Consider the following 13,748-nt stretch of genomic DNA (forward strand, 5'->3'; position numbering starts at 1 on the left):
TCCGGGATAAGTGAAGCCCGAGTATACGACGGCACGGCCCGCAAACGTTCGCTCTTGCGCGCTTCAGAAGCAACGGCCGCGACGGATCGCGGCCTTTGCATGACGCTTCATGATCGCGCCCGGCGTTTCACTCGCGATCGACCGAAGGCGGCGCCCATGAACCGTCGCTTGCCTGGGGCTTCGGCGCATAGAGGCGCAGCGCGAGCTGGAAGTCGCCTTCCGGCACCGGCAGCCAGTTCGCCGCGTGCACGCGTCCCGGCGATTTCGCCGACAGGATCACATCGAAAGAGCCGTCACGGTTCTTTCTCAGCCGGTCGCGCTCCGAGATCGACAGGCGCGGCAGCTTGCCATTCGCGAGCGCGCCGTCCTTGGTATAGGCGGTGAGCGTCCAGAAGCCGCGCACCGGCGGCAGCGCATCCGGCGTGAAGTGCAGCGTGTACTGGTTCGCGCCGTTCAGCGCATGACCTTCGCTGTCGGTCCGGGCGACCGGCTTGACCTCGCCTTCCTTCGTGCTCGTCGCGACCTGACGGCGCGCAAGGTAGGCGCGCAGTGTGTAGTCGGTGCCGTAGATGCCGACGCCGTCGCCGAACCAGGTCCAGCCGTTCTTGGTCAGCGCATTCGACGGCACAGTGGCAAGCCGCTCGCGCGCATCGCTCAGGCCCGAATCGAGCAGCGGCGCATCCGTCTTCTTGAACTGCACCGGCTCGCCCGGCTTCACGCCCAGGTCGGCCAGCCCGCTCATCGCGTGGCTGTCGTCGGTGGCGGCGGGGTTGTCGTCGAGCGAACGGGCCAGGCGCGCGAAGAACGCGTTGGCGTCGAGCGCCTCGGCCTGCGCGCCGGGCGTCGCCGCGGCAAGACCGCTCGGCAGCGGCGGCACCGCCGGCTGGCGCGCGGTGCTCGAACCCCACGCGCCCGCGACCACCGGCGTCGGATCCGACACGGAGCCCTTGGCGGGCGTCAAGGTGTCGATGTGCATCGCGGTCTGCAGCTTGCGCGCCTCGCGCAGGTCGCGTGGACCGTTCACGCGCACGCGCACCGACAGCCACACATAGCGCGTGCGGGTCTCGACGCGGGTCGCGCCCGTGGGCAGCGTGCCGGTCCAGCCGGCGGGCACGAAGGCGATGCGCTGCGTTTTCGGATAGGGCGTGGTGTCGGCGCTGGAATAGAGGGCATTGGTCCAGGCGTCGAACGCGCGGGCATCGAGATAGCGTCCGCGCGGCGCGGCGGGCAGTGTCACGATCACCGGATCGGCGGAGACATCGAGCCAGGCGCTCGATTCCAGCGTATCGACGCTCGGCCAGCCCGTCGCGCCGGCCGGCGGCAACGCCGTCGCATGGCGGAAGGTATTGAGCGCCCCCTGGCCCGGAGCGGCGCCGGCGCGTTCGCGCGCGATGTCGCTGGCGACCAGCGGGAAGCCGAACGTATAGGCATCCGCCACCTGATTCTTGACCCAGCCGGGGCTGCTTGCTTTGACTTCATCGGGCGCCCTGGTGGCGCAACCGGCCAGGACGGCCATTCCCGCAAGGCTCACGCTCATCCACAGGGCAGCGTCAAGCGGAAACGTCCAGCGTCGGTGGTTCTTCATTCGAATTGGAATCCGGGTTTTCTTTCGATTGGGTTGGCTCGCAAATCCGGGATGGTCCAGACCGGAACGCGGCTTCGGGTTGCGAGCGCAACACCGTGAGCGCCATCTCGGAATTCGGGTTTTAACTTATCCGCTGACGATAGGCAAGAAGCAGCATGCAAAAGGCCAGCGGCGTTTCAAAAATCGGGCTGAAGGCACCGAAAATGCACGCCGGCAAGGTATTTACGCGGTTCCTGCGCGCCTTCGTCAGCCCGCACTACGATAGCGGAATACGGTGACCTTCATCGGTCCAAAAACGACCGCACACGGGGTCCATCGCCCGCATTGTTTCAGCGATGCACGACGCCGCTCCTGCTTTTCCTGCGCTTCCGCCTTGACCTTCCCACGATTGGAAGCTCGATACTCGTGGTGTGAGGGAGTACCGCGACCTGTCTGCCATCCGTCGATGTCGCGCATCCCAGCCAGACCGGAGTGTTCCAGCATGTCCACCGAATCATCCACGCAAGCCGCCCGCACCGCCGAATTCGCGGTCAGCGGCATGACCTGCGCCTCGTGCGTGATGCGGGTCGAAAAGGTCCTGAAACGCGTGCCCGGCGTCGAGAGCGTCGCGGTCAATCTCGCCACCGAGAAGGCCACCGTCCACGCCAGCGCCGCCGTCAGCGACGATCAGCTCGTCGCCGCGGTCGCGAAGGCCGGCTATGAGGCCGCACTCGTCGTGCCCGAGGCGCCGGCGGCCGTGGCCGTGGACGCCGGTGTCGATCGCGAACTCATCGCCGTGCTGGCTGCCGCGCTCATCACCCTGCCGCTGCTCGCGCCCATGTTTGGCCTCGAACTCGATCCCTGGCTTCAGCTGGCGCTCGCGAGCGTCGTGCAGTTCGGCTTCGGCGCGCGTTTCTATGTGGGCGGCTATCGCGCGGTGCGGGCGTTTGCAGGCAACATGGATCTGCTCGTCGCGCTCGGCACATCGGCGGCATGGGGGCTGTCCGTCTATCAGATGCTCGCGCACGGCGGCATGGGCGCGCATCTGTTCTTCGAGGCATCGGCGGTCGTCATTACGCTGGTGCGCTTCGGCAAGTGGCTGGAAACGCGCGCACGGCGCCAGACCAGCGCCGCGATCCGCGCGCTCAACGCCCTGCGCCCCGCCACTGCGCGCGTGCGCGACCGCGACGACCCGGCGCGCGAACGCGACGTGCCGCTGGCGGACGTGCGCATCGGCGACATCGTGGTCGTGCGGCCGGGCGAGCGCGTGCCGGTGGACGGCATCGTGCGCGCAGGCCGCACGCACATCGACGAATCGCTGATCACGGGCGAAAGCCTGCCCGTCGCAAAGGAAAGCGGCGCGCGCACGACCGGCGGCTCGGTCAACGGCGAAGGCGCGATCGAAATCGAAACCACGGCGATCGGCACGGAAACGACGCTCGCGCGCATCATCCGGCTGGTCGAATCCGCCCAGGCCGACAAGGCGCCGATCCAGCGGCTGGTCGATCGCGTGGCCGCGGTCTTCGTCCCGGCGATCCTGGCGATCGCCCTCGTCACGCTGGCCGGCTGGCTGTGGCACGGCGCCGGCGTGGAAACGGCGCTGCTGGACGCGGTCGCGGTCCTCGTGATCGCCTGCCCGTGCGCGCTCGGCCTCGCGACGCCCACCGCGATCATGGCCGGCACCGGCGTCGCCGCGCGCCAGGGCATCCTGATCAAGGACGCACAGGCGCTCGAACAGGCGCATGCCATCGCCATCGTCGCGTTCGACAAGACCGGCACGCTGACCGTCGGCCGTCCGACGCTCGTCGAATTCGAGGCGGCTCCCGGACACACGCGGGAAGAAGCGCTCGCGCTGGCGGCCGCCGTGCAGCTTTCGAGCGAGCATCCGCTGGCCAAGGCCGTCGTGGCCGCCGCACTGGACGATCCGGACGCGCCGCGCTTCGAGGCGAGCGCGGCGCGCGCGGTCGCCGGGCGCGGCGTCGAGGCGAGTGTGAACGACAGACGCATCGCCATCGGCAGCGGGCGCTGGGTCACGGAACTGGGGGCGAACGTGCCGCCTTCGCTCAGGGAACGCGCGCAGGCGCTCGAAGCGCGCGGCAACACGGTGTCATGGCTGATCGAGGAGACCCAGGCGCGGCACGAGGTGCTCGCACTGCTCGCCTTCGGTGACACCGTCAAGCCGACGGCCCGCGCGGCCATCGAACGGCTGGCGGCGATGGGCGTGCAAAGCGCGCTCATCACCGGCGACAACGCAGGCAGCGCGCACGCCGTGGCGCGTGCGCTCGGCATTCCGGCGGAGCGCGTGTTCGCTCAGACCCTGCCCGACGACAAGGCGCGCGTCGTCGGGCAATTGCGGGCATCGGCGCAAGGCATCGTGGCGATGGCCGGCGACGGCATCAACGACGCCCCCGCGCTCGCCGCCGCCGATGTCGGCATCGCCATGGCGAGCGGCACCGACGTCGCGATGGAAGCCGCCGGCATCACGCTGATGCGCGGCGACCCGGCGCTGGTCGCCGATGCCATCGACATCTCGCGGCGCACCTATCGGAAGATCCAGCAGAACCTGTTCTGGGCGTTCGTCTACAACCTGATCGGCATTCCGCTGGCGGCGTTCGGTCTGCTCGATCCGATGTTCGCGGGCGCGGCCATGGCGTTCTCGAGCGTGAGCGTCGTGACCAACGCGCTGTTGCTGCGCAACTGGCGCGCTCAGGCCGGCGCGGTGGACGAAGCGCGCGCCGGCAAGCCGATCACGCGTCCGGCATGACGCGCGTGCTCCGGCGCGACGGTCGGCTCGGCGGCAATGCGCGCGGCGACGTCCGCATCGAACGAAGCCGACTTCGGCGCGCCGCCGGTGTCGATGTGCATCAGCATCTGCTCGCACGCCGATACCGGTTCGGTTGAATCGCCCTCGAACATCTCCAGGTAGAGATGGACGCGCTTGCGGTCATGCGCGAGCACCCGCACCTCGACCCGCACCGCCGCGCCTTCCTTGATTTCCCGCAGATAGCTGACGTGCGCTTCCAGCGTGTACAAGGTGCGCTGGCGCGCGCGGCGGCCGGCGTCGTCGAGACCGATGCGGTCCATGAAGGCATCGGTCGCGAGGCTATAGATCAGCATGTAGAAGGCGTCGCGCAGATGGCCGTTGTAATCGACCCATTCGGCCTTCACGGTGTCGCGGTAGATCATCGTCGCTCCTTCAGTCCTCGATGCCATGCCGCGCCTTCGCCGCCGCAATCGCTTCCATCACGCTCGAAATGCAATCGTCGCGATACCGCTCCAGCGCCTTGATGTCGCGCCCGCCGGTTTGCCGCGACGTGCCGTCGACCACGCGGTCGATCAGTTCGTCGGTCAGTTGCGGCGCCACCAGCCTGGTCCACGGCAGTTCCAGCGCGGGGCCGAACTGCTGCATGAAGTGTCGCATGCCCGCCTCGCCGCCCGCCAGCGTGTAGGTCAGGAACGTGCCCATGAACGACCAGCGGATGCCCGCGCCGTAACGGATGGCGTCGTCGATTTCCCCGGTGGTCGCGACGCCGTCGTTCACGAGATGCAGCGCCTCGCGCCACAGCGCCTCCAGCAGCCGGTCCGCGATGAAGCCCGGCACTTCCTTGCGCACCCGCAAGGGCCGCATGCCAATGGACGCGTAGAAGCTCATCGCTGCATCGATTGCCTCGCCCGAGGTCTTGTCGCCGCCGAGCACTTCGACGAGCGGCAGCAGATACACCGGATTGAACGGATGCCCGACCACGCAGCGTTCGGGATGCAGGGCCCGCGCATAGAAGTCGCTCGGCAGCAGGCCCGAAGTGGAAGAAGCGATGAGCGCGTCCGGCCTGGCCGCGCGGCTCACGCGCTCATGCAACGCGAGCTTCAGTTCCTCGCGTTCCGGTGCGCTTTCCTGGATGAAGTCCGCCTGGGCCACGCATTCCTCGACCGTCGCGACCACGCGCAGGCGTTCCGGCGATGCCCCCGCCGCCAGTCCGGCGCGCTCCAGCGCGGGCCACGCGTTGGCGACGTTCGCGCGCAGTTGCGCTTCGGCGCCGGGCGCCGGATCCCATGCGGTGACGTCGAGCCCTGCTCCGAGCGCACGCGCCACCCAGCCGCTGCCGATCACACCCGCGCCGAGCGCGGCGAATTGCTTGACTTGCATGTTGATGAGGTCCGTTTGAGTTCGAGCGAGTGAAGTTCAGGCCAATTGTTCGAGCGCGCGCTTGTCGAGCGGACGTTCGCCGCGCGCGGGCAGTCCCAGCTTCCTGCGGCCTTCGGCGGGCGTGAGCGTGCGCGCTCCCAGCCGCTCGATGATCTCGATCGCGCGCTGCACCAGTGTGCCGTTGGTCGCGTGGACGCCGCGATCGAGCCACAGGTTGTCTTCGAGCCCGACACGCACGTGGCCGCCGAGCAGCATCGCCTGGGCGACCATCGGCATCTGCATGCGGCCGATGCCGAAGCCTGCCCAGTGCGCGCCGGGCGGCAGGTTGTCGACCATCGCCTTCATCGTGCCGGTGTCGGGCGGCGCGCCCCACGGAATGCCCATGCACAGCTGGAAGAGCGGCGGGTCATCGAGCAGACCTTCCTTCAGCAGCTGGTTGGCGAACCACAGATGCCCCGTATCGAAGATCTCCAGTTCCGGCTTCACACCGAGTTCCTGGATGCGTTTCGCGCCGGCGCGCAACTGGGCGGGCGTCGAGACGTAGATGTAGTCGCCGTCGCCGAAGTTGAGCGTGCCGCAGTCCAGCGTGCAGATTTCGGGCAGCAGCTCTTCGACGTGCGCGAGACGCGTCAGCCCGCCGACGAGATCCGTGCCACGCCCGAAGCGCATCGGCTCTTCGCCGGGGCCGATCTCGAGATCGCCGCCCATGCCCGCCGTCAGATTGATGATGACGTCCACATCCGACGAACGAATGCGGTCGACGACTTCCCGGTACAGCGCCGGATCGCGGCTGCCTCTGCCCGTCTTCGGATCGCGCACGTGACAATGCGCGACGGTTGCGCCCGCGCGCGCGGCTTCGATTGCCGCTTCGGCGATCTGCTTCGGCGTGACGGGAATGGCGGGATGCCTGGCCGTGGTGTCGCCGGCGCCGGTGACCGCGCAGGTCACGATGACTTCGTAGTTCATGGATATTCCGTTCCAGAAGACTGTTAGGGTTCCTGCTTTCCCTGCTCGCCCGAAGGTCCGGAAGAACTTCAGGCGCACTGCTCAGCTTGTCAAAGCCCCAGGTACTGTTTCACCGCGGGCAAGCCGTCCTTGCCGTCGACCGTCTTCACGCCGGCCAGCCACGCATCCAGCACCTGCGGATTGCTCTTCAGATACGCCTTCGCCGCCTCCTGCGGGCGCTCCTTGTTCATCACGGGCTGCATCAGGCGGTTTTCCAGATCGGTCGTGAAGCGCAGGTTCGACACCAGCTTTCCGGCATTCGGACAGCGCGACAGGAAGTCGGTGTTGGTCAGCGTGTAGACGCGCGCCTCGCCATAGTTCGGGCCGAATACGTCATCGCCGCCCGAGAGGTAGTCGAGCTTCATCTGGATGTTCATGGGGTGAGGTTCCCAGCCTAGAAATACAACCGGCTTCTTGTCGCGGATGGCGCGCTCGACCGTCACCAGCATGCCCGCTTCACTCGACTCCACCAGCTTGAAGCCACCGAGCCCGAACTGGTTCGAATCGATCATCTTCTGGATTTTCGCGTTGGCGCTGCTGCCCGGCTCGATGCCATAGATCTTGCCGCCGAGTTCGTCGCGATGCTTCGCGATATCGGCGAAGGTCTTGATGCCCGCGTCGTAGGCATAGGCCGGCACGGCGAGCGTCGCCTTCGCGCCGGAGAGATTCGGCGGATCGAGCTTCTGAATGCTCTTCGATTCGAGATACGGTTCGACGGCCTTCTGTTGCACCGGCCACCAGTAGCCGAGCGAGACATCGATCTGCTTGCTCTTGAGGCCGGCCAGCGAGATCGGGACTGAGGCGACCGTGGTCTTCGGCGCATAGCCGAGTCCTTCGAACACGACCGACGCGAGCGCGGTGGTCGACGTGATGTCGGTCCAGCCGATATCGACGAAACGCACGGTCTTGCAACTGGCATCTTCCGCACGCGCGTCCTGCGTCAGGGCGAACGCCACGCCCGCGGCGCAGGTTCCGGCCATCAGCAGCTGGGAAATCAGGCGATGTCTCATTGGCGTTCTTCCGTGGTGGGTTGTCTCGATGAACCGGTTCGGGGCGCCGGCATGGATACGAAAGTATCGCCGCATAAAAGTGCGCGAACGTCCGCCGGCGACGGCGACTTGCCTGCTTGCGACGTTGTGTCGAAAATCAACCGCTCGTGCGGCAGCGGGCGCCACGTCAAAAAGTTTTTCGTTGCGTGCCTTGATGTTGGCTGGCAGTTATCTTGCTCATGACAGGCGGACGATGTTAAGGAAACCGTTGCGTCGGGAATGTCGCGAGTGTGTCATTTCGCGACGCGACCACTCATGAATATGAAATGCGCGCGAGCAAGAGTAACCTTCGTTGACGGCGGCAGACTTTGTGGGTGTTCGAACATTGCCGTGCCTTCCGGACGAGTAATCTGCGTTTGAGGGATCGACGCCGGGCGTCGACACAGACGCATAAAAGGGGAAAAAGAGAGATTTCCCGTCTGTGTTCGAGTACCCAGGCGCTTAAAGCCATGCAGTCCAATTACAGGTGCATAAAAATGGACCGACAGGACGCTATCCGAGAGCGTGCGCGCAGCTACGCGCGCGAGCCATTGTTTGAACCCGCCTTCGAGCAGATCAGCGCTTCACGCATGACAGCCTTCACGGAAGGCTTCGAAAAAATCATCGGCGAGCATTTCGGCAGTTATGCCGGATTGCATGCTTTTGCGTGCCGTGAATATCGGCAGTTCTGGAAATACTTTCTCGATTCGGCTGAAGGACTTGAATGGTCCGGATCGGATGAACCGGTTTGTATTGGCACGCAATGCGAAACAGCGCGATTCTTTCCGAATGTCGAATTGAATTACGCCGAGAATCTGCTAGGCAGGCGCATCGCGCCCGACGACACTCCCGCACTTACCTCCCGTTATGCCGATGGCCGCCGCATCACCTACACCCGTGGCGAACTGCGCGAACGCGTCATGCGGCTTGCACATGCACTGAGTGAACTCGGTCTCAAGCCGGGCGACCGCGTGGCCGCGATCATGCGCAACGACGGCGACGCGATCACCGTCGCGCTGGCGGTGACGGCGCTGGGCGCCACGCTCTCCACGGCCGCGCCGGAAAACGGCGTGCAGGCAATCCTCGACCGCTTCGCGCCGCTCGCACCGAAGATGTTGTTCGCGCACACCACGCAACGGCCTTTCGACACCGGCGGCTCGATTTCGGGCCACATCGCGGCTGTCGCGATGCAGTTGGGATCGCTCACGGATATCGTCTGTCTCGACGAAACCGAATTGCCCAGCTCCGTGACAGTGCGTCAGCACGAAATGCGTGCATTGATCCTGCACGGCAATGCCTTGCGTTTCGACTGGAAGCGTTTCGAATTCAATCACCCGTTGTTCATCATGTTTTCGTCGGGCACCACCGGCAAGCCGAAATGCATCGTGCACGGCGCGGGCGGCACGCTCCTCGAGCATGTGAAGGAACACCGGCTGCACTGCAACTTCGGTCCCGGCGACAAGCTGTTCTTCCACACCAGCTGTTCGTGGATGATGTGGAACTGGCAATTGTCCGCGCTGGCATCGGGCGTGGAGATCGTCACCTATGACGGCCCTGTGGCCGCGGTGGATACGCTCTGGCGGCTCATTGCGAACGAACGCGCGACGGTCTTCGGCACGAGTCCCGCGTATCTCAAGATGAGCGAGGACGCCGGTCTCGAACCCGGCGCGCAATTCGACCTTTCGGCGCTGCGCGCAGTGTTGTCAACGGGCGCCGTGCTCTACGACGCGCAATTCCACTGGGTCCGCGACCGCGTGAAACCCTTGCAGCTGCAATCGATCTCCGGCGGCACGGACATCATCGGCTGCTTCGTGCTGGGCAATCCGAACCTGCCGGTGTATGCGGGCGAGGCCCAGTGCCGCAGCCTTGGCCTCGACGTGCAGGCGTTCGACCAGGGCGCGAGCACCATCATGCCGGGCGAACTGGTCTGCACCAATCCGTTTCCTTCACGGCCACTTGCTTTCTTCGGCGATACCGACGGCACGCGCTTTCATCAAGCCTACTTCGCGGCAAACGAAGGCATGTGGACGCATGGCGACGTAATCGAGTTCTCGCCGCAAGGCTCGGCGCGCATGCATGGCCGCAGCGACGGCGTGCTCAACGTGCGCGGCATCAACGTGAGCCCGGGCGAGATCTACCGCATCCTGAGCGGCATCGCGGACGTTTGCCAGGCGATGGCCGTGCCGCAGACGGACACCAATGCGGGCGATGCGGGCCAGCGCATCGTGCTGCTGCTCGTGCTGCGCCCCGGCGCGCAGATGAACGCGGCGCTCGCCGCGTGCATCCGCCGCGAGCTGAAACGCCAGGGCAGCGCAGCGCTGGTGCCCGACGTGATCGTTCAGGTTGACGCGCTGCCGGTCACGCACAACGGCAAACCGTCCGAGGCCGCGGCCCGCGATGCGGTGAACGGCCTGCCGGCGCGCAATGTCTCGTCGCTGGCGAATCCGGATTGTCTCGAACGGATTCGCGAACACCCGTCCCTTTCGCGCGTGAAGAGCGCGTTGCCGGCGCCGGGCGAATCCGTCGCGCAACTCGAGGCTTATCTGTGCGCGCTGTGGGAGCAGTGTTTCAGCTTCTCGCCGATCGGCCGCGACGACAATTTCTTCGACCTCGGCGGGCACTCGCTGCTGGCGGCGCGCATGCTCGCCGACGTGCAGCGCACCACGGGCCGCGCGCTGACGCTCTCGACGATGATCGTCGCGCCGACCATCGCGCGTCTCGCGGCCGTGCTCGCCGCGGGTTCGGCATCGCAGACCACGGGCTCGACCGTGGTGCAGATGCGCGCGGGCACGGGCCGCCCGCTCTTCATGGCGCACAGCATCACCGGCTCGGTGATGGAGTGCCTGACGCTCGCGGGCATGCTGGAAAACGAGCGGCCCGTGTACGGCCTGCAGGCGCTCGGACTCGACGGCGATGAAGCACCGCAGCACAGCGTCGAGAAAATGGCCGAGGGCTACGTGCGGCGCATGCGCGAAGTACAGCCGCAAGGGCCGTATGCGATCGCCGGCTATTCGTTCGGCGGGCTGATCGCGTTCGAGATTGCGCAGCAGCTCGTGGCGGCGGGCGAGCGCATCGAGATGCTGTGCCTGCTCGATACCTACGTGCACGAACACTGCCTGCCGTTCCCGCAATGGACACGCTTCCAGGCGGACGTGATCGCCGATCGCCTGCGTGAATTCCGCTCGCTCGATACGCGGGCACGACTCGGCTACGTGCGCACCAAGGCGGGCGCGTTCGCGGACCGCGTGCGCATGCGCCTGGGGCATCAGGCCCACAAGGCCGCGCCCGACGCGCAGGGCCTGCCGCCCGCGCTGATGCGCGTGCGCGAGTCGATGCGCGTCGCCATGACGACCTACACGCCGCGTCATTACCAGGGCGGCCCGATCGTCTATGTACGCGCCACGGTTCTGGAGACGATGCGCGGCGATCCGCTGCCGGTATGGCAACGCGTCGCGAAGAATGGCTTGCAGGTGATGAAGGTCGAGGGCAGGCACACCGATCTGGTGGTCGAACCGCAACTCGCGACGGTCGCGCAGACGCTGACGCACGCACTCTCGCGCGTCTGACTGAGCAACGCGCATCATGATCCGGCGCGCTCTACGGGGCGCGCCGGATTGCGCATGCATTTTGCTCTTGCTACGGTGAACGGCCTACCTTCATCGAACCTCCGATGCCCGCTCCACAAGACATCCACTTTCTTCTGCTGCCCGAGTTCTCGTCGATCGGGTTCATGTCGGCGATCGAGCCATTACGGGTCGCCAACCGCTTCGCGGGCGATCTGTACCGCTGGCATATCCTCTCCGCCGACGGCGGCCCTGTGGCCGCGAGCAACGGCATCACGGTGAATGCAGAAGCCGCGTTCAATGACGTCGCCGACGCACGCACGGTGTTCGTCGTGTCGGGTTTCGAGCCTCTCGCGGGCTTCACGCGTGAACTCGCCGACTGGCTCAAGCGGCTGGACCGTGCCGGCGCGACGCTCGGCGGCATCGATACCGGCAGCTTCATCCTCGCGCGCTGCGGCCTGCTCGCGGGCAAGCGCGCGACGTTGCACTGGGAAGCCGCGGCGGCATTCGCGGAACAGTATCCCGAGATCGAGACGAGCCAGGAACTCTTCGAAATCGATACGCGCCGCATCACGTGCGCGGGCGGCACCGCTTCCATCGACATGATGCTCGACCTGATCGGCCGCGAACATGGCGCGGGCCTCGCAGCCCAGGTGTCCGAGCAGTTCGTGCTGGGCCGCATCCGGCAACGATCGGATCATCAGCGCCTGCAACTCGCCGCGCGCTACGGCATTCACAATCGCAAGCTGATTCAGGTGATCGGCGTAATGGAACAGAACATGGAGGAGCCGCTTCCGCCCGATGCGCTCGCCGCGTCCATCGGTGTCACGCGGCGGCAGCTGGAACGCCTGTTCTGCGCGGCATTGCAGGACACGCCGACGCACTTCTATCTCGGCCTGCGCCTCGCTCGCGCCCGCGAACTGCTGCAGCAGACCGACATGTCGATCCTGGCGGTCTGCGTGGCGTGCGGCTTCGAATCGCCGTCGCATTTCTCGCGCACGTATCGCGCGCGTTTCAACACGAGCCCGCGCCAGGACCGAAGCGCATTGCGCAACGCCGGTCCCGCGCGGCTTGCCGCGGCCTAGAACGAGTGACGCATGCCGATGCGCACGTCAGACTGCGTGTTCGTCGACGACGGCGTGAAGCTGTAGCCGATGACAGCGTCGATCGGACCGGAGGCGCGCAGATAGTCACCGGAGATATAGACGTCGGTGCGCTTCGAGAGCAGGTAGTGCAGGCCGAGCGATCCCTGATTCCAGTGATTGCCTTCGAAGCGCGTGTGCTGATAGCCGCCGTACAGCGCGAGGTCGGGCCTGAAGTTATACGATGCGCCGCCCTCGTACACCTGCATGTGCGAAGTCTGTCCTAGACCCTTGATGGTCGTGTACGTGAAGTTACCCGACAGCATCAGGTTGCCGAGCGTCCAGGCTGCGCCCACCGCGAACGCGCCTTGCTTGTCGACGGGAAAGGAGTTCGCGCTGTAGAGGTCGGTGACGGCGCCCGTGGCGGGATCGACGGATACGGTCGGCTGGCCGAGGAACGTGCGCGCGCCGATCATCGCGTAGGGATCGAACGCATAGATGCCGTTAGGGTTGTTGATCTGCGTGTACGCGGCGCCCACGTTGAAGGTGTTCGCGGCATAGTGCGCGCCGACGCTCCACGCGCTGTTCTGATGGAAGTTGCCCGACACGTTGCCGAACGAATACATGCCACCGAACGTGAAGCCGCCGATGTTGTTCGACAGGAACTTGACCGAGTTGGGCAGGCGGTCGCCGTTCATGCGGTCGAAGTCGCCTTGATGGATCGCGTAGCCGCTGGCCCACGCCGAAATGTTGTAGAGATAGACGAACTCCTCGGTCATGTCGAGCTGATTGCCTAGCGAGACCGTGCCCCACTGGTTCTTGAGGCCTACGTACGCCTGGCGTCCGAACTCCGCGCCGCCGAATGCATAGCGGCCCGTGCCGAGACGAAAGCCCGATTCGAGCACGAAGATGGCTTGCAGTCCGCCGCCGAGATCCTCGACGCCGCGAAAACCGAGACGGTTGCCATAGGAGACGCCGTCATCGAACTTGACGACATGCGCGCCGCCACTGTTGTTCACCCACGTGACGCCTGCATCGAGGATGCCGTACAGCGTGACGCTGCTTTGTGCGTGCGCCAGCGCCGGAGCGAGAATCGCGCCTGCTGCGACGGTAAGGCTCGCGAGCCGCGCTGCGCGTGCGGTAGGTGTCGTGCGGGTTGCGGCATGTCGCTTTCTCATCGTGCTCGTCCTCTTCTTGTCGTGATCGGTTTCGTTGGAATGAGCGATGCCCTGCCTTCACGCATTGCGTGATGACACATCGCCTGACCTGCCGGGAACTGCGGAGACTGCCGCTGACGCGCCTGAGTGGCTATGCGGCGAAACGGATCGTCTCGCCGGTGTTGTAAAAATAAGGTTCCATATA

The 13,748-nt window shown here is 65.9% G+C and carries 10 protein-coding genes; 4 read left to right on the plus strand and 6 right to left on the minus strand.

Features of this window, described 5'->3' with window-relative positions; translation table 11 throughout:
- Positions 1-127 precede the first annotated feature (127 nt).
- Positions 128-1,585 (minus strand): DUF1214 domain-containing protein, encoded by a 1,458-nt coding sequence (locus tag QCE64_RS34150; RefSeq protein ID WP_310008546.1) that lies wholly within the window; start codon positions 1,583-1,585, stop codon positions 128-130.
- 155 nt (positions 1,586-1,740) lie between these two features.
- Between QCE64_RS34150 and QCE64_RS34155 the strand changes: the two genes are divergently transcribed.
- Together QCE64_RS34155 and QCE64_RS34160 are read left to right on the plus strand one after the other, a co-directional pair.
- A complete protein-coding gene (locus QCE64_RS34155; protein ID WP_310008547.1) occupies positions 1,741-1,863 on the plus strand; it encodes a hypothetical protein in 123 nt (40 codons plus the stop codon).
- A gap of 203 nt (positions 1,864-2,066) precedes the next feature.
- Complete coding sequence (locus QCE64_RS34160) at positions 2,067-4,328, plus strand: heavy metal translocating P-type ATPase (protein WP_310008549.1); 2,262 nt, start codon at positions 2,067-2,069, stop codon at positions 4,326-4,328.
- On the opposite strand, the gene QCE64_RS34165 is transcribed toward QCE64_RS34160, so the two are convergent.
- The 4 genes from QCE64_RS34165 to QCE64_RS34180 all read right to left on the minus strand — a co-directional run bounded on the left by QCE64_RS34165 (position 4,271) and on the right by QCE64_RS34180 (position 7,723).
- Entirely contained in the window at positions 4,271-4,750 is a 480-nt protein-coding gene (locus QCE64_RS34165; protein ID WP_310008551.1) for a thioesterase family protein, read from the minus strand. The two genes, QCE64_RS34160 and QCE64_RS34165, sit on opposite strands and share 58 nt — an antisense overlap.
- Before the next feature lie 10 nt (positions 4,751-4,760).
- Positions 4,761-5,708, minus strand: coding sequence for an L-carnitine dehydrogenase (locus QCE64_RS34170; RefSeq protein ID WP_310008553.1), 948 nt, complete (start codon positions 5,706-5,708; stop codon positions 4,761-4,763).
- 36 nt (positions 5,709-5,744) lie between these two features.
- Positions 5,745-6,674: a 3-keto-5-aminohexanoate cleavage protein gene (locus QCE64_RS34175; protein ID WP_310008556.1), complete on the minus strand. Its 930-nt coding sequence runs from the start codon at positions 6,672-6,674 to the stop codon at positions 5,745-5,747.
- Between the two features lie 89 nt (positions 6,675-6,763).
- Positions 6,764-7,723: a choline ABC transporter substrate-binding protein gene (locus QCE64_RS34180; protein ID WP_309927376.1), complete on the minus strand. Its 960-nt coding sequence runs from the start codon at positions 7,721-7,723 to the stop codon at positions 6,764-6,766.
- A 515-nt stretch (positions 7,724-8,238) separates the two neighbouring features.
- On the opposite strand from QCE64_RS34180, the gene QCE64_RS34185 reads away from it, so the two are divergent.
- On the plus strand, positions 8,239-11,307 hold the full coding sequence (locus QCE64_RS34185; RefSeq protein ID WP_310008558.1) for an acetoacetate--CoA ligase: 3,069 nt from the start codon (positions 8,239-8,241) through the stop codon (positions 11,305-11,307).
- Between the two features lie 104 nt (positions 11,308-11,411).
- Positions 11,412-12,389 (plus strand): GlxA family transcriptional regulator, encoded by a 978-nt coding sequence (locus QCE64_RS34190; RefSeq protein ID WP_309927380.1) that lies wholly within the window; start codon positions 11,412-11,414, stop codon positions 12,387-12,389.
- On the opposite strand, the gene QCE64_RS34195 is transcribed toward QCE64_RS34190, so the two are convergent.
- Positions 12,386-13,564, minus strand: coding sequence for a porin (locus tag QCE64_RS34195; protein WP_310008560.1), 1,179 nt, complete (start codon positions 13,562-13,564; stop codon positions 12,386-12,388). The genes QCE64_RS34190 and QCE64_RS34195 overlap by 4 nt on opposite strands.
- Between the last annotated feature and the right edge of the window lie 184 nt (positions 13,565-13,748).

Source organism: Caballeronia sp. LZ043, assembly GCF_031451075.1.
Lineage (GTDB): Bacteria > Pseudomonadota > Gammaproteobacteria > Burkholderiales > Burkholderiaceae > Caballeronia.